The sequence below is a fragment of the Streptomyces manipurensis genome (assembly GCF_049570255.1).
In the GTDB taxonomy this organism is placed as follows: domain Bacteria; phylum Actinomycetota; class Actinomycetes; order Streptomycetales; family Streptomycetaceae; genus Streptomyces; species Streptomyces manipurensis.
Genome location: NZ_CP186950.1, coordinates 7,111,997 through 7,132,305, shown reverse-complemented (window position 1 = coordinate 7,132,305; position 20,309 = coordinate 7,111,997). Strand labels below are relative to the sequence as shown.

21 protein-coding genes are annotated in these 20,309 nt (G+C 74.0%); 13 read left to right on the top strand and 8 right to left on the bottom strand.

Annotation, left to right across the window (positions count from 1 at the left end; all coding sequences use genetic code 11):
- The first annotated feature begins 120 nt into the window (after nucleotides 1-120).
- The 8 genes from ACPU2J_RS32365 (at nucleotide 121) to ACPU2J_RS32330 (ending at nucleotide 6,740) form a co-directional block, all read left to right on the top strand.
- Nucleotides 121-705 (top strand): hypothetical protein, encoded by a 585-nt coding sequence (locus ACPU2J_RS32365; RefSeq protein ID WP_423834641.1) that lies wholly within the window; start codon nucleotides 121-123, stop codon nucleotides 703-705.
- A gap of 52 nt (nucleotides 706-757) precedes the next feature.
- Nucleotides 758-1,504: an ArsR/SmtB family transcription factor gene (locus ACPU2J_RS32360; protein ID WP_423834640.1), complete on the top strand. Its 747-nt coding sequence runs from the start codon at nucleotides 758-760 to the stop codon at nucleotides 1,502-1,504.
- Nucleotides 1,505-1,576: 72 nt separating this feature from the next.
- Nucleotides 1,577-2,518, top strand: a complete 942-nt coding sequence (locus ACPU2J_RS32355; RefSeq protein WP_420078459.1) for a DMT family transporter — start codon at nucleotides 1,577-1,579, stop codon at nucleotides 2,516-2,518.
- 66 nt (nucleotides 2,519-2,584) lie between these two features.
- The gene (locus ACPU2J_RS32350; RefSeq protein WP_420078460.1) at nucleotides 2,585-3,514 is read left to right on the top strand and encodes a 2-dehydropantoate 2-reductase; all 930 of its coding nucleotides are present in this window, start codon (nucleotides 2,585-2,587) and stop codon (nucleotides 3,512-3,514) included.
- A 219-nt stretch (nucleotides 3,515-3,733) separates the two neighbouring features.
- The gene (locus ACPU2J_RS32345; RefSeq protein ID WP_423834639.1) at nucleotides 3,734-4,135 is read left to right on the top strand and encodes a hypothetical protein; all 402 of its coding nucleotides are present in this window, start codon (nucleotides 3,734-3,736) and stop codon (nucleotides 4,133-4,135) included.
- Nucleotides 4,136-4,241: 106 nt separating this feature from the next.
- Nucleotides 4,242-5,033: a 3-hydroxybutyrate dehydrogenase gene (locus ACPU2J_RS32340; protein ID WP_420078461.1), complete on the top strand. Its 792-nt coding sequence runs from the start codon at nucleotides 4,242-4,244 to the stop codon at nucleotides 5,031-5,033.
- 303 nt (nucleotides 5,034-5,336) lie between these two features.
- Nucleotides 5,337-5,756: a subtilase-type protease inhibitor gene (locus ACPU2J_RS32335; protein ID WP_420078462.1), complete on the top strand. Its 420-nt coding sequence runs from the start codon at nucleotides 5,337-5,339 to the stop codon at nucleotides 5,754-5,756.
- Between the two features lie 234 nt (nucleotides 5,757-5,990).
- Nucleotides 5,991-6,740 carry a hypothetical protein gene (locus ACPU2J_RS32330; RefSeq protein WP_401166962.1) on the top strand — a complete coding sequence of 250 codons (750 nt, stop codon included), beginning with the start codon at nucleotides 5,991-5,993 and terminating at the stop codon, nucleotides 6,738-6,740.
- 7 nt (nucleotides 6,741-6,747) lie between these two features.
- Here ACPU2J_RS32330 and ACPU2J_RS32325 read toward each other — a convergent pair whose 3' ends face one another.
- The gene (locus ACPU2J_RS32325) at nucleotides 6,748-7,464 is read right to left on the bottom strand and encodes a TetR/AcrR family transcriptional regulator (protein WP_423834638.1); all 717 of its coding nucleotides are present in this window, start codon (nucleotides 7,462-7,464) and stop codon (nucleotides 6,748-6,750) included.
- Between the two features lie 163 nt (nucleotides 7,465-7,627).
- Between ACPU2J_RS32325 and ACPU2J_RS32320 the strand changes: the two genes are divergently transcribed.
- Complete coding sequence (locus tag ACPU2J_RS32320) at nucleotides 7,628-8,662, top strand: medium chain dehydrogenase/reductase family protein (protein WP_423834637.1); 1,035 nt, start codon at nucleotides 7,628-7,630, stop codon at nucleotides 8,660-8,662.
- A gap of 53 nt (nucleotides 8,663-8,715) precedes the next feature.
- Here the strand turns inward: ACPU2J_RS32320 and ACPU2J_RS32315 are convergent, their stop codons facing one another.
- The 4 genes from ACPU2J_RS32315 to ACPU2J_RS32300 all read right to left on the bottom strand — a co-directional run bounded on the left by ACPU2J_RS32315 (nucleotide 8,716) and on the right by ACPU2J_RS32300 (nucleotide 12,563).
- On the bottom strand, nucleotides 8,716-9,219 hold the full coding sequence (locus ACPU2J_RS32315; RefSeq protein ID WP_420078465.1) for a nucleoside deaminase: 504 nt from the start codon (nucleotides 9,217-9,219) through the stop codon (nucleotides 8,716-8,718).
- A 339-nt stretch (nucleotides 9,220-9,558) separates the two neighbouring features.
- Nucleotides 9,559-10,788, bottom strand: coding sequence for a cytochrome P450 family protein (locus ACPU2J_RS32310; RefSeq protein ID WP_420078466.1), 1,230 nt, complete (start codon nucleotides 10,786-10,788; stop codon nucleotides 9,559-9,561).
- 69 nt (nucleotides 10,789-10,857) lie between these two features.
- Nucleotides 10,858-12,108 carry an FAD-dependent oxidoreductase gene (locus ACPU2J_RS32305; RefSeq protein ID WP_420078467.1) on the bottom strand — a complete coding sequence of 417 codons (1,251 nt, stop codon included), beginning with the start codon at nucleotides 12,106-12,108 and terminating at the stop codon, nucleotides 10,858-10,860.
- A gap of 53 nt (nucleotides 12,109-12,161) precedes the next feature.
- Nucleotides 12,162-12,563, bottom strand: a complete 402-nt coding sequence (locus tag ACPU2J_RS32300; protein WP_361605909.1) for an SHOCT domain-containing protein — start codon at nucleotides 12,561-12,563, stop codon at nucleotides 12,162-12,164.
- Nucleotides 12,564-12,737: 174 nt separating this feature from the next.
- Here ACPU2J_RS32300 and ACPU2J_RS32295 point away from each other — a divergent pair, with 174 nt between their 5' ends.
- Nucleotides 12,738-14,141 carry a hypothetical protein gene (locus ACPU2J_RS32295; RefSeq protein ID WP_420078468.1) on the top strand — a complete coding sequence of 468 codons (1,404 nt, stop codon included), beginning with the start codon at nucleotides 12,738-12,740 and terminating at the stop codon, nucleotides 14,139-14,141.
- Nucleotides 14,142-14,162: 21 nt separating this feature from the next.
- Here ACPU2J_RS32295 and ACPU2J_RS32290 read toward each other — a convergent pair whose 3' ends face one another.
- The 3 genes from ACPU2J_RS32290 to ACPU2J_RS32280 form a co-directional block, all read right to left on the bottom strand.
- Nucleotides 14,163-15,779 carry an MFS transporter gene (locus tag ACPU2J_RS32290; protein WP_420078469.1) on the bottom strand — a complete coding sequence of 539 codons (1,617 nt, stop codon included), beginning with the start codon at nucleotides 15,777-15,779 and terminating at the stop codon, nucleotides 14,163-14,165.
- Nucleotides 15,780-15,880: 101 nt separating this feature from the next.
- Nucleotides 15,881-17,305 carry a DUF2252 domain-containing protein gene (locus ACPU2J_RS32285; RefSeq protein ID WP_423834636.1) on the bottom strand — a complete coding sequence of 475 codons (1,425 nt, stop codon included), beginning with the start codon at nucleotides 17,303-17,305 and terminating at the stop codon, nucleotides 15,881-15,883.
- A 61-nt stretch (nucleotides 17,306-17,366) separates the two neighbouring features.
- Entirely contained in the window at nucleotides 17,367-18,434 is a 1,068-nt protein-coding gene (locus tag ACPU2J_RS32280) for a YhjD/YihY/BrkB family envelope integrity protein (RefSeq protein ID WP_423834635.1), read from the bottom strand.
- 95 nt (nucleotides 18,435-18,529) lie between these two features.
- Between ACPU2J_RS32280 and ACPU2J_RS32275 the strand changes: the two genes are divergently transcribed.
- From ACPU2J_RS32275 to ACPU2J_RS32265, 3 genes are all read left to right on the top strand, one after another.
- On the top strand, nucleotides 18,530-19,252 hold the full coding sequence (locus ACPU2J_RS32275) for a GAP family protein (RefSeq protein ID WP_423834634.1): 723 nt from the start codon (nucleotides 18,530-18,532) through the stop codon (nucleotides 19,250-19,252).
- A gap of 160 nt (nucleotides 19,253-19,412) precedes the next feature.
- Nucleotides 19,413-19,886: a DUF6325 family protein gene (locus ACPU2J_RS32270; protein WP_423834633.1), complete on the top strand. Its 474-nt coding sequence runs from the start codon at nucleotides 19,413-19,415 to the stop codon at nucleotides 19,884-19,886.
- A gap of 56 nt (nucleotides 19,887-19,942) precedes the next feature.
- Entirely contained in the window at nucleotides 19,943-20,230 is a 288-nt protein-coding gene (locus ACPU2J_RS32265) for an SHOCT domain-containing protein (protein WP_423834632.1), read from the top strand.
- Nucleotides 20,231-20,309: the final 79 nt, after the last annotated feature.

Sequence of the window (20,309 nt, the reverse complement as noted above, 5' to 3'; positions counted from 1 at the left end):
GCGACAGGGGACCCGCCCGGCCGCGGCCCGTACCGCCGGACGAAGGCCCCGGCGGTCATGTCCGGCCGGGTCGGCGCCCGCTGACACCGCGTCGGCGGGCGCCGTCACTACGCTGGCGCCATGGGTCACGAGGACACCGGCGGTACCGGGGCCGCGCCCGAGCGCTCCGGCACGGGCGGCGCGCAGGGGGCGGAGGCCGCGCACGGGGCGGACCCGCCGGCCTCGACGGCCGCGGCCGCCGCCCATCTGAAGGAGCGGCTCTACGCGACGATCACCATGATCTCGGTGGTGATCGGTCTGGCCGTGTCGGAGCACGCCGATCCCGCCGGGACCGCCGCCACCGTGCTGACCGCCGCGGTCGGACTGTGGCTGGCGACGCTGGTCGCCGACCAGCAGGCCCACCGCGTGGTCCACGGCCGGCTCGCCTCCGGCACGGAGCTGCGGCGCATGCTGTGGGTCAGCAGCCCGCTGCTGCTGTCCGCCGTCGGCCCCCTGCTGCTGATCGGCTGCGCCGCCCTGGGGGTGATGGCGCTGCCGACCGCCCTGTACGCCGCCGCGGGGGTGAGCGTCGCGAGCCTCTTCGGGTGGGGCTGGTACGGCGGTGTGCGCATGGGCAGCGGGGTGGTCGTGTCCCTGCTGGCGGGCGCCCTGGACGCGGCGATCGGTCTGTCCGTCGCACTGGTCAAGGCCGCCGCGGGGCACTGAGCCCCGACGGGATCGTTCGCCGGACGCCGAAGTCATGCGGCATCCTGGAGTCATGGACGCGAGCGCGACGCACACCGGGCCACCCGCCGGCGGCGAGGGGCCGGCTCCGGCGGCCCTCCTGGCGGCCTTCGCCGCGGCCCTGGCCGACGAGACGCGGGCCGCCATCTGCATGACCCTGCTGGAGGGACGGGCCTGGACCGCGGGGGAGCTCGCCCGCGTCACCTCGGTCGCGCCGTCGACGGTCAGCGGGCATCTGGCCCGGCTGCTGGAGGCGGGCATCTGCGTCACCGAACGGCAGGGCCGGCACAGTTACGTGCGGATCGCCGACGCGGAGACGGCCCGTCTGCTCGACGGGCTGGCCTCCCACACCGTCCCGGACCGCGACGCGGCGCACGCGGTGCCCGTGGTCGCCGCACCGGACCCGCTGGCACGCGCCCGCACCTGCTACGACCACTTCGCGGGGCGGCTCGGCATGGCGGTGACCGACGCGATGGGGCGGCGCGGACTGCTGCGCACGGAGGGCGTGTTCGAGCTGACGGAGGCGGGCCGGGCGTGGTGCGCCGAGGCCGGCATCGACCTCGCGGGCCAGGGGCGCAGGCGGCTGGTGAGCTCCTGCCTGGACTGGACGGAGCGGCGCCGGCACCTCGGCGGCCTGACCGCGGCGCGCCTGTGCGCGCGGGCCTCGCAGGAGGGGTGGGTGGTGCGGCCCGCGGACGGCGGGCGGGCGCTGGAGGTGACCGGGGCCGGGGAGCGGGCGTTGCGGGACCTCCTGGGGCTGACGCCCGACGCGTGGAGTTGAGTGCTCCGCCCCGGGCGCACACGCGCCAATATTTCGGTCGACACCGAAATGTCGAGCTCGTAGGGTGAGGTCATGACGTTCCGATCGAGTCCGATCCCGCCCGGTGTCCTCACGGTCGGCGCCGTCACCTTCACGGTGTTCGCCTGGGCCTCCGCCTTCGTCTCCATCCGCAGTGCGGGCGCCGCCTACTCGCCCGGCGCCCTGGCGCTCGGCAGGCTGCTCGCCGCGTCCCTGGTGCTCGTGGTCCTGCTCCTGGTCCGCCGGCAGGGCCTGCCGCCCCGCGGGGCGTGGCGCGGGATCCTGGTGTCCGGGGTGGTGTGGTTCTGCGGCTACACGATCGCGCTGAACTGGGGCGAGCGCCTGGTGGACGCGGGGACGGCCTCCCTCCTCGTGAACACCGGGCCGATCCTGATGGCCCTGCTGGCGGCGCGGCTGCTGGGCGAGGCCCTGCCGCCGCGGCTCCTCGCGGGCATGGCCGTCTCGTTCGCGGGTGCGGTGGTCGTGGGGCTGTCGATGTCCGCCGGCGGGGGCGGTTCCACCTCCCTCCTCGGCGTCGTGCTCTGCCTGCTGGCGGCGGTCGCGTACGCCACCGGGGTCGTCGCCCAGAAGCCGGCCCTGTCCTTCGGCACCCCACTGCAGGTCACCGCCTTCGCGTGCCTGACGGGGACGGTGGCCTGCCTGCCCTTCACGGGACAGCTGCTGCGGGAGCTGCCCGAGGCGCCGGTCTCCGCGACCCTCAACATGATCTACCTGGGCGTGGTGCCGACCGCCCTCGCCTTCACCACCTGGACGTACGCACTGGCCCGCATGCCCGCCGGCCGGCTGGGCGCGACCACCTACGCCGTCCCCGCGATCGTGGTCCTGCTGAGCTGGGCCCTGCTCGGCGAGGTCCCGGCCTGGCTGACCCTGCTCGGCGGCGCGCTCTGCCTCGCCGGCGTGGCCGTCTCCCGCCGCACGCCGCGTGCCGCGCGTGGAGCCGCCGAGGACGGCCGGCTCGGCGCCGGCCGGACCTGACCGCCTCCCGCCGCCCCCCTCTCGCCCGTTCGTCCCCTCCCGGCTCCTTCCACGAAAGGCACCACCATGCGGATCCTCACGGTCGGAGCCGGCGCCGTCGGCGGCTTCTTCGGCGCCCGCCTCGCGGCGGCGGGACAGGACGTCACCTTCCTGGTCCGGCCCGCCCGCGCCGAGGCCCTCGCGGCCCGGGGCCTGCGCGTCGAGGGGCAGGGCGAGAAGCTGCACCTCGCGCCCCGGCTGGTGACCGCCGGATCGGTGGGAGGACCGTACGACCTGGTCCTCCTCTCCGTGAAGGCGACCGCCCTGGGGGCGGCCCTGCACGACGCCGGTCCGGCCGTCGGACCCGGGACGGCCGTCGTGCCCCTGCTCAACGGCATGGCCCACCTGGACGCGCTGGCCGCCCGCCTGGGTCCGACCGCGGTGCTGGGCGGGGTCGCGAAGGTGGTGACCACGCTGAACGAGGACGGCGACATCGTGCGCATGGCACCACCGGCGGTCGTCCTCACCGGTGAGCTCGACGCCCGCCCCTCGGCCCGGGTGGACGCCGTCCGCGGGGTGCTCGCCGGGGCGGGCATCGACTCGCCGGACACCCCGGACATCGTCGCGGCCATGTGGCACAAGTGGGTGTTCATCTCCACGCTGGTCTCCCTGACCTGTCTGATGCGCGGCACGGTCGGCGAGATCACCTCCGTCCCCGGCGGGGCCGAGCTGAGCCGGGCCCTGCTCGCCGAGGCCTGCGCCGTGGCGGAGGCCGCCGGACACCCGCTGCCGGAGTCGGAACGCGCCGCCGCCGCGGCGACCGTCACGGATCCCGGCTCGCCGCTCACCCCTTCCCTGTACCGCGACCTGGTCGCCGGAGCGCCCACGGAGGCGGAGCACGTGCTGACGGACCTCACCGTCCGGGCCCGCGCGCTCGGGGTCGCCACTCCCCTGCTGGACCTGGCCGACCTCCGGTTGCGGGTCCACGAGCGGCGCCTCGCCGGGGCCCGCGGCTGACGCCCGCCCTGCCGGCCCGCGCAGCTCACCCGGATGCCCGGCCCGTCGGGCATCCGGGCGGCGGGCCCCGTTGACTGGGAGGTCCGGACGTCCGGTACATCCCAGGAGGCGTGGTGACGACGGTCGCGTGGAAGCGTGGTGCGGCGGGTGCGGTGCTGGCGGCGGTGGTGCTCGCCGCCGCGGGCTGCTCGGGGGGGCGACGGCACCCCCTCGGGCGCGGTGTCGAGCGCGGCGTCGGCGGTGAAGTCGGCGGGCGAGGCGGTCTCGTCGGCCGCCTCGGAGGCCGCGAAGTCCGCCGAGTCGGCGGCCGCCGTCGCGAAGGACAAGCTGGCGGAGGTCAAGAACGGGGTCGACGCCAAGGGCCAGGTGACCCTGGGCACGGTGGCCACGGACGCGGACGGGTTCACCACGGTCCCGGTGACCGTGCAGAACACCGACGACGCGGCGAAGTCCTTCGCGGTGCAGGTCGAGTTCAAGGACGAGGGGGGAAGCCTCCTCGACACCGTGGTCGTCACGGTCAAGGACGTCGCCGGGAAGGGCACCGGCCAGGGGACCGCCCGCAGCACGCACAAGCTGTCCGGCACGGTGTCCGCGAGCACCGGTACCGCCCTGCGCTACTGACGCCCCGCCACGGGCGGCCCATGGCCCCGGCCCCCATGCCGGGCCCGGCGGCTGTGGCGGCCCGCACCATGTCGGGGGCGGCCCGCGGGTCCCTACCGTCCCTGGCATGACGACCGGACGTTCCCCCTCCTCCGCCGCACCCGCACCCGCCTCCTCCGGCCTCGGCGGCCGTACCGCCCTCGTGACGGGGGGCGGCGGCGGGATCGGCCGGGCCTGCGCCGTCGCCCTGGCCGAGGCGGGCGCCACCGTGCACGTGGCGGACGTCGACGGAGCCGCCGCCGAGAGCGTGGCGGCCGCCGTGGGGGGCCGGGCCCACGTCGTCGATCTCGCGGATCCGGCGGCCGTCGCCACGCTGCCGACGGCGGTCGACGTCCTGGTGAACAACGCCGGCATGCAGCACGTCGCCCCGCTCACCGCGTTCCCCCCGGAGCGGTTCGAGCTGATGCAGCGGGTGATGGTGACCGCGCCCTTCCTGCTCATCCGGCAGACGCTCCCGCACATGTACCGGGGCGGCTGGGGGCGGGTGGTCAACATCTCCAGCGTGCACGGGCTGCGGGCCAGCGCGTACAAGGCCGCGTACGTGGCCGCCAAGCACGGGCTGGAGGGACTGAGCAAGGTGACGGCCGTCGAGGGCGCCGCGCACGGCGTGACGAGCAACTGCGTCAGCCCCGGGTACGTCCGGACGCCGCTGGTGGAGGGTCAGATCCGGGACCAGGCCGCGGCGCACGGCGTGAGCGCCGAGGACGTGCTCTCCGGGGTGCTCCTGGCCCGGTCCCCCGTCAAACGGCTCATCGAGCCGGCCGAGGTCGCCGCCGCGGTCCTCTGGCTCTGCGGTCCGCACTCGGGCCACATCACCGGGACGTCCCTGCCGCTCGACGGCGGCTGGGGGGCGTGCTGAACGGCACTATCCGGTCAGCCTGAATGGCCGTTCGATGAACCGGGAGCGACCGACAGCAGGTCAGCGGGTCGCCAGGGACACCTCCCCCGCATGATCACCCTCCGTTCCCGTCCGGTCGCACAGGGCGCACAGCGCCCCTGAGCTGCCCGAACGACCATTCGGTCTCCGATAGTCGGACGGAGTGTCCGTAAATCGGTCATCAATGTGCGCACGGCCTTCACACCCGCAAGACTCAGCGACGTCAAGCCGACACACCGCAGCCAAATGCTGCGCCTGCCCTTCGAATTGAAAGAGAGTGTTGTCGTGCGTCACCGCATCGCTGCTGTCTCCGCCGCCGCCCTCGTCACCGTGGCCGGGGTCACCGGTATCGCCGAGGCACAGCCCGCGAGCCTGTACGCCCCGTCCGCCGTGGTCCTCGCCGTCGCCAAGGGGGACGGGGGCGCCACCGTCGTCCGGGCGTCCACCCTCAGCTGCGCGCCGAGCGCCCAGGGCACGCACCCCGACCCCCGCGCCGCCTGCGCGGCCCTGAAGGCCACCGACGGGCGCCTCGACGCGCTGCTGTCGGCGCCGGACCAGAACCGCGCCTGTCCGATGCACTACGACCCCGTCGTGGTCACCGTGGACGGCGTCTGGCAGGGCAGCCGCGTCGCCTGGAAGCACACCTTCGCCAACAGCTGCGCCATGTCCGCGACCCTCAACGGGAACGCCGCCTTCTCCTTCTGACCGGCCGCGCCCGGGCCTCCGCCCGCCCGCCGCCGCCTCCTCCCCTCCCGCCTCCGTGCCCCCGCCGGCACGGAGGCGGACGCATGCCGGGGCCCGGCTCCCGACGCACCCGTGACGGGTGTCCGCGCGCCGCGCCGGAGGGGTGGTTGGCGGGACGATCACCGCCCGTCGCATCCTTGGAGCGAGCGAACCCGCGTGAACGCGCCGCGCGACCCGAGCGACGAGGAGGATCCGATGAACACCGCCGGAGAAGGACCGCAGCTGCCGGATGCGGTCAGCGTCGCCAACGCGAGGACGACGCTCCTCCAGCTCCTCGCCCGGGCGGGCGTCTTCACCGGCGACGCGGAGGAACTCCTCGGGCTCGTCGAGACGGGCGCCCTGGCCCGCGCGTACGAGGAGATCTCCGCGAGCGGCCGGACCGCTCCGGGGGACAAGGGCGAGCCGTACGACTCCGGCTGGCTCGACGGGACGCGCGACGCGGCCGCCGAGCTCGGCGGGATCGCCGAGCGGGCCCTGCACCGGGCCGTGGGGGACGACCCGTCGGCGGACGCGGCCGACCCGGGGGACCCTGCGGAGGACCGGCCCCGCGTACGGCGGATGGAGGTGGAGCGGGCCCAGGTGGCCGTCACCCCCCTCTACCTCTCCTTCGCCGCGGAGTCCGACTTCGACCCCGAGGTCACCACGGAGGTGCTCACCGCCGTCCTCGGCACCATGGGGCACCGGCAGCGCGCCCTGTACGCGGGCCGGCTGGCCGAGTTCGGCACGGCCCACCGGTCCCGGCTGGAGCGCCTGTACGCCCAGTACGGGCCCGGCAGTGCCATCGCCATCCACGGCCGCTACTCCCTGATCCACTCCCCCACGAGCCTCGCCGTGCTGGAACGGCTCGCCGCGGCCCCGGCGGTCCTGCGGGAGGAGTGGGACGCCGGCGAGCTGCCGCCGGCCTGGCTGGACGGCCTGACGACCGCCTGGGACACCTCGGGCTGACCCGGCGTCAGCCCGCCCGGCCCTCGGTGAGGGCGCGCACCTCGGCGTCGAAGAGCCGGGCGGGATCCAGGCCCATGCCGGTGAAGTGGCCCGCGAGCTCCAGGGACAGCACGCCGTGCAGGCGGCTCCAGAAGGCCAGGGCCAGGCGCAGGGCCGACGGCGGGAGGTCGGGGTGGGTCGCGGCCCACCCCCGGTGCTCGGACAGGTGTTCGTCGATGCCGCCGTCCGGGGAGGCCCCGCCGGACACCGGGGGGACGGCCGCGCAGGCGTCGAGCAGGACGGACATCATCTCCGCGGCGATCGCCGTGATGTCCTCGGGGGCGCGGTAGCCGGGCACCGGTGTGCCGTACACGAGGAAGTAGCGGTGCGGGTCCGCCACGGCCCAGTCCCGCAGGGCGCCGGCCAGAGCGGCCAGGCCGGGCCCGGCCGGCTCCGCGCCGTCCGCCGTGCCGGGCGCCGTGGCCTCGGCCGCCGCTCCGCCCACGGCGGCGAAGGTGTCGGCGAGGCTGCGGTAGGCGTCGCGGACCAGTTCGGTGATCAGCTCGTCGCGGTTGGCGAAGTAGCGGTACAGCGCGGGCCCGCTCATCCCCATCTGCCGGGCGATCGCGTTGAGGGACAGCGCGGAGGCGCCCGATCCGGCGATCTGCTGCCAGGCCTTCTCCTTCACCTCCTCGCGGATCTGCTGCCGGTACCGCTCCCGGGGGGTCTTCGCTGCTTCGGTCACTTCTGCGCCGCCTCTCGCCGCCACCAGTGGGAGTGAGAAGTTATCACCAACGGCATGACACATCACGATCGGACGAACCACTCGCTTGACATCGAAGGCATACCCCCATCACTCTGGTTACACCTTCTAACGAACACGAGATCCACGAACCCCACCGGAGGCCATGGTGCACACCACCGAGCTGATCGAGATCGTCCTCCCCGGCAAGGTCGAGCCGGAGGGGCTGGAGCTCCACCGGCGCGCCGTCCCCGCGCCCGCCGCCGGCCAGGTGGTGGTCGCGGTGGAGGCGACGGGCGTGTCCTTCGCCGAGCAGCAGATGCGCCGCGGCCGCTACTACGACCAGCCCCCCTTCCCCTTCGTCCCCGGCTACGACCTGGTCGGCACCGTGCAGGCGGTGGGCGAGGGGGTGGACACCGGGCTGGTCGGCCGCCGGGTGGCCGCCCTGACCAAGACCGGAGGGTGGACCAGCCACATCGTGCTGGACGCGGCCGACGCCGTGGAGGTGCCGGCCGGAGTGGGCGCCGTCGACGCCGAGACCGCGGTGGTGAACGGCATCACCGCCTGGCAGATGCTGCACCGCAAGGCCCGGATCCGCCCCGGCCGGACCGTGCTCGTCCACGGCGCCAACGGCGGGGTCGGGACGGTCCTCGTCCAGCTGGCGCTCGCCGCGGGCGCCCGGGTGATCGGCACCGCCTCCCCCCGCCACCACGACGCCCTGCGCGCGCACGGGGTGATCCCGGTCGACTACAGCTCGGGCGACGTCCCGGCCCGGGTGCGGGCGCTCGCTCCCGAGGGGGTGGACGCGGTCTTCGACCACGTCGGCGGGGAGGGCGTCGTCGGGTCCTGGAGGCTGCTGAAGCGCGGCGGCACCCTCGTCTCGTACGGCACCGCCGCCACCCGCGACGACGAGGGCTCCGGCGCGTGGCCCGTGCTCAAGCTGCTGGGCCGGGTCTGGCTGTGGAACTGGCTGCCGAACGGCCGCAGCGCGTACTTCTACAACGTGTGGGCCGGCCGCGCCTACGCCAGGGGGCGCTTCCGGGCGCGCCTGCGCGCCGACCTCACCGAGGTGTTCACGGCGCTGCAGCGCGGTGAGATCACCGCGCGGGTGGCGGCCGAACTCCCGCTGGTCCGGGCCGCCGAGGCCATGCGCCTGGCCGAGTCGGGCACGGTGGCCGGCAAGGTGGTGCTCGTCCCGTGAGCCCCGGTGGACCCGGGGCTCACGGGACGCCGTACCGCAGTACCGCCGTGCGCTCAGTAGTCGATGCGGTCGACGCGGGCCAGCCAGGCGTCGAACGGCGCCGTGCGGTGCGGCAGATCGAGCTGCTCCACCGGGGTCGGCCACATCGACGCGGGCTTCTTCTCGAACAGGTCGTAGAACCTGCGGTCGTCGAATCCGGCCACCGCAGCGTCGTGCCGGTCGGCGGAGTAGACGATCCGGTCGACGCGGGCCCACAGCGCGGAGGACAGGCACATGGGGCAGGGCTCGCAGGAGGTGATCAGGACACAGCCCTTGAGCGAGAAGGTGCCGAGCCGCTTGCAGGCGGCGCGCATCGCGCTCACCTCGGCGTGGGCCGTCGGGTCGAGGGTCGCGGTGACCTGGTTGTTCCCCACGGCGACCACCTCGCCGTCCTTGACGACCAGCGCGCCGAACGGACCCCCGCCGTTCGCCACGCTCTCGGTGGCCACTCTGATCGCATGGTCCATCCAGGTGCGCTGCAGCTCGTGGATGCTCGCTTCTAGGGTGTGCTCGGTCACGGTCACTCCATTCGGAAACGTGGTGGCTGCACAGCTGTCCCACTCGTACGGAACACCGAACGCGGAAGCGTACGGGAGGTCCGAACCCCGGCTTTTCACTTGGGGGTTGGGAGGAGTACACAGCGCACCGGCCGAATCCGGTCAGAGGCCGAAGGCCCTAAGAAGTCCACTGGCCGAAACCGTCACTTCGTAGCTTCACACGAGGGCCGAGGTGGTTTCCGGGTGGTTCCACGGTCGGAACGGAGGGCCCCGCAGGGCGGCGCCGGACCCCCTCCACCGCCTCCGCCGACCAGCGCGAAGCCGTCGTCCGCCGCAGCGCACCGGAGCGGATGCGGAAGCTCAACGGGCCGCCGCGCCGGGGGTGAAGGTGACGGGCAGGCTCAGCGGGCCCCGCAGCCCGCCCGGACGCCAGCGGAGCTCCTCCGGGGCCACGGCGAGCGCGAGCCCGGGGAGCCGACGCAGCACGGTGCCGATCGCGATCTGGCCCTCCAGCCGGGCCAGCGGCGCCCCCAGGCAGTAGTGGATGCCGTGCCCGAACGCGAGGTGGGCGTTGTCGCCCCGGGTGATGTCCAGCCGATCGGGTTCGGCGAACCGGGCCGGGTCGCGGTCGGCGATGGCCGAACCGATCAGCACGGTCGCGCCCCTCGGGACGGTGACGCCCGCGATCTCGACGTCCTCCCGCGCGAACCGGGCGATGCCGGGGCTGACCGGGCCGTCGTGGCGCAGGAACTCCTCGATCGCGCCGGGGAGCAGGCCGGGGTCGGAACGCAGCAGGTCGAGCTGGTCGGGGTGGGCGAGGAGGGCCGCGACGCCACCCGCGATCAGGTTGACCGTGGTGATGTGACCGGCGGCCAGGAGCAGGAACACCATGGCGATCAACTCGTCCTCGCTCAGGCGCTGTTCCTCGTCACGGGCGACGAGGAGCGCGCCGAGCAGGTCGTCGCCGGGGTTCGCGCGCCGGGCGTGGACGAGTGCGCCGAGGTAGGTCCGCATCTGCTGCCAGGCGTCCTCGACCACGGCCGGGTCGGGGGGTTCCGCACCCCTCGTGACCATGCGGTCGGTCCACTCCTGGAAAGCGCCCCGCTCCTGCGGCGGCACACCGAGCAGTTCGCTGATCACCGCGACCGGGAGCGGCAGGGCGAGGTCGGCCACGAGATCGGCGCGGCCGGCCGGGACGATCCGGTCCAGGAGGCGGTCGGTGAGGTCCTGGATCCGCGGCCGCATCCCCGCGACCCGGCGGGCGGTGAAGGCCTGGGAGACCAGGCGGCGCAGCCGGGTGTGGTCGGGCGGGTCGCTGCGCAGCATGTTGCTCAGCATCGACTCGCGTTCGTCGTTCGGCAGTTGGGCGAGCAGCCGGGGGTCCGAGGCGTCGCGCACGTCGCTGCTGAGCCGGGTGTCGGACAGGGCCGCGAGCGCGTCCTCGTAGCGGGTGACGAGCCAGGCCTCCAGGCCGCCCGCGATGACGGTGCGGCGGACGGGGCCCTCCTCGCGCAGCTTCCGGTAGAGCGGGAACGGGTCCGCGACGAACGCCGGGTCGGCGTAGGGCAGAAGGACCGGCCGCTCGCTCATGTCTCCTCCTGGGAGTAGGGGTTCCCCCGCCCGGTGGGGCCGGGGGCCGGGGCCGCGGGGACGTCGGGACTAGCGGGCCCGCCCGGAGGGCCGCAGCGATTGCGCCGGGGGCCGCTCGCGCAGGGCCCCGTACGCGAGGAAGTAGGCCGGGATCCGGTTCAGCCACCTCGATCCGGTCATGAGTTCGCTGAACCGCGCGGCCCGCCGGGGATCCCCGAAGGCGGACCGGCCGGCCATCAGCGGCTCGATGACCCGGGCGTGCGCGAGGCGTTGCAGGCCCTGGGTGGCCACGGTCGTGGGCATCCGGCGGCGCTGGACGCGGCGTACGTCGTACAGCCCGACGGTGCCCTCCCGCAGCGGCCGGACCAGGTACCGGGCGGCGGCGACGGCGTCCTGGACGGCGAGGTTGATCCCGATGCCGAACACCGGGGACATGGCGTGCGCGGCGTCGCCGATGCACAGCAGTCCCGGGCGGTGCCAGCGGCGCAGCCGGTCGAGGCGTACGTCGAGCAGTTTGACGTCGTCCCAGGAGGTCAGGGCGCCGGCCCGGTCCGCCAGCCAGGGGACGGCCTCGGTGAACCGGTCCATGAACAGTTCGAGGCCCTCGGCGCGGCGCTCGGCGTCGGTGCCCTTCGGGATGAGCCCGGCGATCTGCCAGTAGTCGCCGCGGTCGATGAGGGCGGCGAAGAACCGCTCCCCCAGGCCGCCCACCAGCCCGCTCGGGTCGTCCTCGTGGCGCGGCAGCCGGAACCACCAGGCGTCCATGGGGCAGTCGAAGTCCTCCAGCCCGAGCTCGGGCAGGGCGCGGGCGAGGGAGCCCCGGCCGTCGCAGGCCACGGTCAGCGTGGCACGCAGTTCGCCGGTGGCGCCGTCGGCCGTGCGGTAGCACACACCGGTGACCCTGCCGCCCTCGATGAGGAAGGACGTCGCCCCGGTGTTCCTGCGCAGGGTGAAGGTGGGTTCCCGGGCCGCCTCGTCGGCGAGCAGGTCGAGCAGGTCCCACTGCGGCACCATCGCGATGTAGTGGTACGGGCCGGGCAGTGCCCCGATGTCCCCGACCGTGACGAGTGACCGGTCGGTGCCGACGGGGAGCTGCACGGAGGTGACGCGGCGCTGGGGCAGCCGGGCGAACCGCTCGGCCAGGCCGATGTCGTCCAGCAGCGACAGGGTGGAGGGGTGCACGGTGTCGCCGCGGAAGTCGCGCAGGAAGTCCCCGTGCTTCTCCAGCACGGTCACCCGCACCCCGGCGCGGGCCAGCAGGAGTGCCAGCACCATGCCCGCGGGGCCGGCGCCCACGACGCAACAGGTCGTGCGGTCCACGGCGACCACTCCCTCCGCCGGGGCCGGGGCGGTGCGCCCCGGCCCTCCGGTCGTCAGGCCAGGAGTCTGGCCTTGGCCTTCTGGAATTCTTCCTCGGTGAGCGCGCCCTTGTCCTTCAGCTCGGACAGTCTGGCCAGTTCGTCCGCCCCCGATCCTCCGGAGGGGGCCGTCCCGGCGGTCTTGCGAATGTAGTCCTGGAAGGCGGCTTCCGACTCCTGGCGCTGCTTGAGGTCCCGCTTGCCCATGCCCTTGCCGCGGGCGATGACGTACACGAGCACGCCGAGATAGGGCAGGAAGATGCAGAAGATCAGCCAGCCGGCCTTGCCCCAGCCGCTGAGCTCGTGGTCGCGGAAGATGTCGCCGATCACCTTGAACAGCAGGAACAGCCACAGGATCCACACGAAGAACCAGAGCATGGTCCAGAAGACGTCGAGGAGTGAGTAGTCGTCGTCCATCGGTACCTCCGTCGGTGGGCGGGTGCCCGTGATCGGCAGTATCGGTCGGCCCCGGACGGTCCGCACCTCGGGCGGACGGGCCGTCCCGGACACCGTCACCCGATCGGTCGGCCCCGCCTCGCGCGCCCGCTCGCCGCGGTGCTTGCCTGAAATCCGAACCGTAGGAGGCCGGCGATGTCGCAGGAGAACCACCGGGACGAACTGGCCGCTCTGCGGGCGCGCGTCGCCGCGCTGGAGTCGGAGGCCGCCGCACGCCCGCCACGCCGGCACCGCATGCGCTCCCTGTTCGGTGCCGTCCTGATCTTCCTCGGATGCCTGCTGGCCCCCCTGGGCATCCTGGCGGCCTGGACCTCGGACATCGTGGGCGACACCGACCGCTACGTCACCACCGTGGCTCCCCTCGCCTCCGACCCGGACGTGCAGGCGGCCGTGGCGAACCGGGTCACCGGGGCGGTGATGGAGCACATCGACCTCCCGGCCCTGCTGGAGGAGGCCGCCCCCGACCAGCGGCCCCTGCTGGAGAAGGCGCTGGGGAAGCTCGGCGGCTCCCTGGAGAGCGCCCTGAGCAGCTTCGTCAAGGAGAAGGCGCAGGACGTGGTCGCGTCGGACGCCTTCGAGACGATCTGGACCAACGCCAACCGCACGATCCACACCTCTCTCGTGCGCGCCCTGACCGGCAGCGGCGAGGGCGCGGTGCAGATCAAGAACGACGCGGTGACCCTCGACCTCGCGCCGGTGGTCGAGGAGGTCAAGCAGCGGCTGGTGCAGTCCGGGCTGACCGTCGCGAACAAGATCCCGGAGATCCACACGGACTTCACCGTCGTCCAGTCGCAGGACATCGGCCGGGTCAAGACCGGCTTCCGGCTGCTGGAGCTCGCGGGCGTGTGGCTGCCCGTCCTGGCCGTCCTGCTCGCCGTGGTGGGCGTGTTCCTCTGCACCCGCCGACGCCGGGCCCTCGTCGCGGCGGCCCTCGGCTTCGCCTTCGCCGCGCTGGTCCTCGGGGTCGTGCTCACGGTGTTCCGTACGGTGTACCTCAACGCCCTGCCGGACACGGTCTCGCAGGCCGCCGCCGGTTCCGTCTACGACGCGATGGTTCGGCTGCTGCGGATCTCCGTCCGGACGGTCATCGTCCTCGGTCTGGTGCTGGCGCTGGCCGCCTGGCTGTCCGGGCCGGGACGCTGGGCGACGGCGGTGCGCCAGATGTGGCACTCCGGCATCACCGCCGTACGGGCCTCGGCCGACCGGATGGGGATGCGGACCGGTCCGGTCGGAGCGTTCGTGCACCGGCACCGCGCCTGGATCACCTGGATCCTCGTGGCCATCGCCGTGGTCGTGTACGTCCTGTGGCCGCACCCGACCGGTTGGGTGGTCCTCGGCCTCGCCCTGGCCCTGCTCTTCGCCCTGGCGGTGGCGGACTTCCTGGAGGAGGACCCGGAGGCCGTCACGGCGGCTGCGCCCGCCGCCGGCGGGGGGCCGGGCGGCGACGCGGGTGCCGGGACGGGAGCGGGCGCGGGCTCGGGTCCGGGTACGGGTCCCGGTACGGGCTCGGGTCCCGGGACCCCGCCGGCCTCGGTCTAGTCCGCGCGGCCCTGGCCCCATTCAGGGGCTCCGTGCGCCCGGCTGGGTGGTGGGGATGCGCTGGGTGAAGAAGAGGGCCGTGAGCGCCGCCAGGGCCAGGACGGCGAGGGCGGCGCGCAGGCCGTCGATCCGGGCGGCGGCGTTCGCGTCGAGGGCCGCCTGCGCCACGTCCGTCTCCACGCCCGCCTCCTCCAGGGCCGTGCCGAGCTGCTCGTCCGACAGGAACGGGGCGCCCGCGGCAAGGCTGACCCCGGCCTGGGCCTTGACCTCCGCGGGGATCGCCGGGCTCTGTTCGATGGTCGCGAGGAAGGAGGCGGTCAGCGCGGCGATGAGGATGGAGCCGGCGAGGGCGGTGCCGATCGACGCGCCGAGGTTGGTGACGGTGTTCTGGACACCGCCGACCTCGGCGCTCTGCTCGTCGGGGACGGCGGAGACGGTGACCGCGCCGAGCTGCGAGGCGAGGGCTCCCATGCCCAGCCCGATCAGCAGCAGCGGAACGACCACCACGGCCTCGGTGGAGTCCTCGTCCAGGACGGCCAGCAGGACGAGGGCGCCCGCGAACATCGCCAGCACCCCGAACTTCACCACGCGCCGCGGTGAGGCGTGCGGCAGGACCCGGGGGATCCCGACCGCGGCGGCGAGCAGGGTCACGGAGAGGGGGAGGATCAGCACGCCCGTGCGCAGGGCCGACAGGCCGAGCGCGACGGACAGGTAGAGCGGGACGACGAAGAACACGCCCATCTGGACGAGGTACTGGAAGAAGAACATCGTCAGGCCGCCGGTGAGCTGCCGGTTGCCGAGGAAGCCCGGGTCGACGAGCGGCTCCGTGCCCCGCGTGACGAGGCGCTCCTCCCAGCGCAGGAAGAGCCACAACAGCAGGACGGCGGCGAACATCAGCCAGACGACGGGCGAGAGGTGGAACCAGGAGGGCCCGCCGGCCTTCGGCCGGAACCAGCCCCACTCGCTCGTGCGCAGCACCGCGTAGACGAACAACCCGATGCCCAGGGCGGACATGGCCGCGCCGGCGACGTCGATGTGCGGCCGGCGGTCGGGGGGCGCGTCGGCGACGCGTCGGCCGAGGACGAGGATGCCCGCCACCACCAGCACCTCGCCGGCGAAGACCCACCGCCAGGAGAAGAACGTGGTCGCGAGACCCCCGATGAGCGGCCCGACCGCGATGGCCACGGCTCCGGCCGCGGCGACGAGCCCGTAGGCCGCCGGACGGCGTTCCACCGCGAAGTTGGACGCCACCAGCGCCACGATGGCCGGCATGATCAGCGCCGCGCCGACGCCTTCGAGGAAGGACCAGCCGATCATCAGGACGGTCAGGTTCGGTGCGAGGGCGGTGGTCAGGGACCCGCACCCGTAGACGACGCAGCCGATGAGGAAGGCCCGTTTGCGGCCGATGAGCGCGCCGACCTTGCCACCGCAGATCATCAGCATGGCCATCACCAGGGTGTAGGCGGTGATCGCGCCCTGGATGCCGCTGACCGTGGTGCCGACGTCCTCGGCCACCGTCGCGATCGAGACGTTCATGACCGAGCTGTCCAGCGCCATCAGGAACTGTCCCGACGCCAGGGTCAGCAGGACGACGTTCGCGGCCCCCGCCTTCTCGGCCGTGCGTGCCTTGGCTGTCATGCAGGCAGGGTTCCACCGCCGTACGGGAGCGGCGCGCAGCCTCGCCGGGCGGGTACCCCGACCGGGGGTGCGGGCGGGCCCGGACCCCCTGCACCGGGCGGTCAGGCCGACTCGGCGGTCACCCGGCCGGCGGCGACCGCGTCCACCAGCAGCTGGTGGTCGCGTTCGTTGCGGTCGGCGTAGCTCTCCGCGAATCCGACCAGTGCCTGCTCGAAGACCTCGCTGCGGCCCAGGTACGCCGCGATGGCGATGCGGTCCCCGGAGCGGGCGTGCGCGCGGGCCAGGGTCTCGCCGCAGAGTTCGCCGAAGAGCCGCATGCCCTTGGGCACCATCTCCGCCGGCTCGGCGATCGCCTTCCAGTCGCGCAGCTGCCGCAGGTAGAAGTCGCGTTCCTGTCCGTCGATGCCCTCGGCCTGGGTCCAGCCGAGGAAGATGTCGCTGGCCGCCTGCATGAGGCGCTGGCCCGCGACCACCCGTTCGCCCTGGGTCGCGTACGCGCTGGCGCCGACGTGCTCGGCGAGCACCGAGGCGGACGCCTCCTTCGCCTGGAGGATCAGCGGGTCCGAGCCGTCCCTGCCCATCAGCAGCACGATCCAGCACCGGGTGCCCACGCTGCCCACGCCGACCACCTTGCGGGCCATGTCGACCACCGTGAACCGGTCCAGCAGGTGGCGCCGGTCCGTCGCGAGGGTGCGCCCGTACCGTTTGATGAGGTCGCGGATCGCCTCCTCCAGGGTGCTGCGCTCCTGGTCCGGCATGAGGTCGGAGAGCGGGGTGATCAGCTGCGGCACGGCCGCGAACCGGCGCTCCCCGCCGACCACCTCGGTGAGCTTCTCGAACGCCTGCAGGCTGCCCCGGTTGCGGGCCTTGGAGATGGTCTCCGACACCCGCCGGCGACCGCGCCCGTGCAGCGCCTCGGAGGCCACGGTGCGCAGCTGCTGCTCGTCGATGCGCGCGTACCAGACCTCCAGGTTCCCCATCGTGGCGAAGCGGCGCATCTGCTCGCGGTAGGAGCGCACGGTGGAGCGGACGATCCCGGCCCGCTCGCCCTCGTTGAAGCCGTTCTCCCGGCCCGCGATGACCAGGCTGGCGGCCAGCCGTTTGACGTCCCACTCCCAGGGCCCCGGGAGCGTCTCGTCGAAGTCGTTGATGTCGAACAGGAGGTTCCGCTCGGGCGACCCGAGGAGCCTGAAGTTCAGCATGTGCGCGTCCCCGCACAGCTGGGCCCGCAGACCGGAGTCCGGGGTGCCTGCCAGGTCGGAGGCCATGATCGCGGCTGCGCCCCGGTAGAACCGGAAGGGCGACTCCGTCATCCGGCCGTACCGGATGGGCACCAGCTCCTGCAGCCGGGTCGCCGACTGCCGCTCGATGATCTCCACCGGATCGGGGCGCTGCCCGGCCGGGGTGAACTCCTCGTGGGCGGACCGCGGCACCTTCTTGCGGGCGGCCCGGCCGCGGGCAGCCCGGTCCTCGGGAGACAGCCAGGGCCCGCCGCCCGCCGCGTTCGCTCCGTGGATCGCCTTCATCCGGACCTCCTGGCTCAAGGGCCTGTGCCTTCCAGCATGCATCCCCCGGGACGTGTGCTCATCAGCTCGGCCGGGGCCCGGCCTGCTGCGCCCACCGCTCCGGTACCGGACTGCCCAGGCGGCGCGCGAGGGAGGGCTGCTGGGCCAGTACGGCGCCCAGGGTGAGCCCGATCGCCACCGCCACGCACAGCACGATCAGCCAGGACAGCACGACGAAGACCGAGCCGCCGGCACCGAACTCGCCCACCGCCTTGTTGAGGGAGACCGGCAGGTAGAAGCGCGCGGTGAGCGACAGGGCGGTGACGGCACCACCGGTGATCACGGCTCCCGGCAGCAGGGGCAGCCAGCCGATCAGCCCGCCCAGCAGCAGGTGCTGGGTCCACCACCACACGCCCGTCTGGAACAGCAGGGTGAGGGGGACGCCGAGCCACGGGCCGACGCCGAAGCCCTCGCGGACCGGGCCCTGGACGACCAGCAGGCAGGTCCAGACGGCGATCCAGACGAACCAGCGCCAGACGGCGATCCGCGTCCCCGTCCGGGGGATACCCCAGGCGCGCTTGCACAGCCGCTGCACCGCCCGGCTCGCGGCGGTCGCCGACAGCAGCACCATCAGCGACCCCACCAGGCCGACCGCGTTCTCCAGGTCCTCGTCGGAGGTGCCGCCGAAGACGTCGGTCAGCTGTTCGTTCGCCGCGCCGGTGAGCCCGAACATCGTGCGCAGCGAGTCGGCCAGCTGGTCCTGGACGCCCTGCGGGGCGAAGGACACCACCACGAAGAGCAGGGGCACCGCGGTCAGGAAGACCTGGGCCGCCACCCGCGTCGCGGAGTCGAAGATGTTCACCGACACCATCCGCTCCGCCAGATGCGTGATCACCGGGAACCGTTCCTCCGAGCGGCGCTGGAGGCGCTTGCCGGTCTCCGCGAGTTCCCGCGAGCGGGTCCGCCACCACGAGGCCCGCAGCAGGTCCCGAAGGCGCCGGCCGGCGGGCATCAGCGGCGCGCCGGGCGGGTGCGCGCCCGGGCGGGAAGCCGTCGGCCCGACGCCGGGAACGGCGCCGGCGGCGCGGTCGTCGTCATGGCGGCCTCCTTCGTGTGCGTCCAGGGTGGAGGACCCGGCCCGGGGCAGCATCTCGAAGGCGGCCGGGGGCGGCCGTCGGGCAGAACGTGTCGGCTTCCGCGGCGCCGCGTAGTGTCGGAGGTGGTCGTCACACGATTGGGGCGGTCATGGTCCTCGACCTCATGCTCATCGCGGTGGCCATCGCGCTCAACCCGCTGCCCGTCATGGCGTTCGCCCTCGTGGTGTCCTCGTCCCGGGGGGTGTTGAAGGGGCTGGCCTTCATCCTGGCCTGGCTCGCCTGCCTCGTCGTGGTGATCGCGATCGTCCTCGGGGTGACGCACGGCCAGCCCCCGCCGCCGCGCTCCCCGCCGGGACTGGCGGGCATCGCCGCCAAGCTCGCCATCGGCGTGGCACTGGTCATCTACGGCCTGCACCGGCGCCACCGCATGCGTGTGGGCGCCACGGGGACGCCCACACCGGACGGCCCCGCCCCCGACCGGACCGCGGACGGCACCCCCGACGGCCCCGGTCCCGAGGACGCGCCCGCGGCGAAGGAGGCCGCCAAGGACGCGGGCGGACTCTGGGCGGCGGCCGGGCTGGCGGTGCTGGTCCAGCCGTGGGGCATGGTGGCGGCCGGGGCGGTCACGGTGCTGGAGGCCGACACCGCGCACTGGGAGTCCTGGCTGGCCCTGTTCGGCTTCTGCCTCGTCTCCAGTGCGGTGCTGATCGCCGCCGAGCTGTACATCGTGTTCGCGAGGGAGGCGGCCCAGGCCCGGCTGCTGCGGCTGCGCCAGTGGCTGAAGGACCACGCGGACCAGGCGATCGTGGTCCTCTGCCTGGGACTCGGCCTCTACCTCACGGCGAAGAGCATCTTCCAGCTCACCGGTTGACCGCCGTCCCGGCCGTCCGGCCGTCCCCGGCGGAGTCAGCACATGCGGGCGGCCGGTCGCGGTGCTGGAATGGGGAGGGGCGCGCCGTGGACCCACCCGGCCGCGCACGGCGGCGTCCAGGGCGCCCGCACCACATCCCTTCCGCCTGACAGGAGTCGCCATGAGCAGCGAGGCCGAGGAACGCGCAGGGCTCAACGACATCGAGGACATGGGCCCCGTCGACTACCTGGTGATCGAGTTCCCGGGCAACCGCATGACGGGGCAGGGCCTGCCCATGCTGGTCGACCTGGTCGACCGGGGCATCATCCGCATCCTCGACCTGGTCTTCGTCCGCAAGGACGAGGACGGCACGGTGCGGGCGCTGGAGCTCCGCGACCTCGGTGACGAGGTGGACCTGACCGTCTTCGAGGGCGCCTCCTCCGGACTGCTCGACCAGAGCGACATCGACGACGCGGGGACCGCCCTGGAGCCGGGCAACTCTGCCGGGGTCCTCGTGTACGAGAACACCTGGGCGGCCCCGCTCGCCCGCGAACTGCGGCGCGGCGGCGCCCAGCTCGTCGCGGCGGGACGGATCCCCGTCCAGGCCCTGATCGCGTCGCTGGAGGCCACGGCGGACCCTGCCGACCTGGAGTGACCGCCCGTCCCCCTTCGCCTTTCCGTCCCCTACCCCCCAGCCTGGAGATGAGTGCCATGCCCGGACTCCTTCGCGGCGTCGCCCGCACCGCCGTCATCGCCGGAACCGCCACGACGGTGTCCAACCGGGTCTCCCGGCGGCAGGCGGGCCGCTGGGCGCAGCAGGACGCCGCGGCCCAACAGCAGCAGGCGCAGGCCCAGGCGCCCGCGGCGGCACCGCCCGCACCCGCGGCCGAGGACACGACGAGCAAGCTCGACCAGCTCAAGCAGCTCGGCGACCTCAGGGACCAAGGCGTCCTGACCGAGGAGGAGTTCGCGGAGCAGAAGCGCCGGATCCTCGGCTGACGGCCGGCGGGGGCCGGTGTGACCGCACCGTCGGCCCGCCGTCCCCGCGCCGCCCTTCCGTCATCCGGTACCGAGGGCG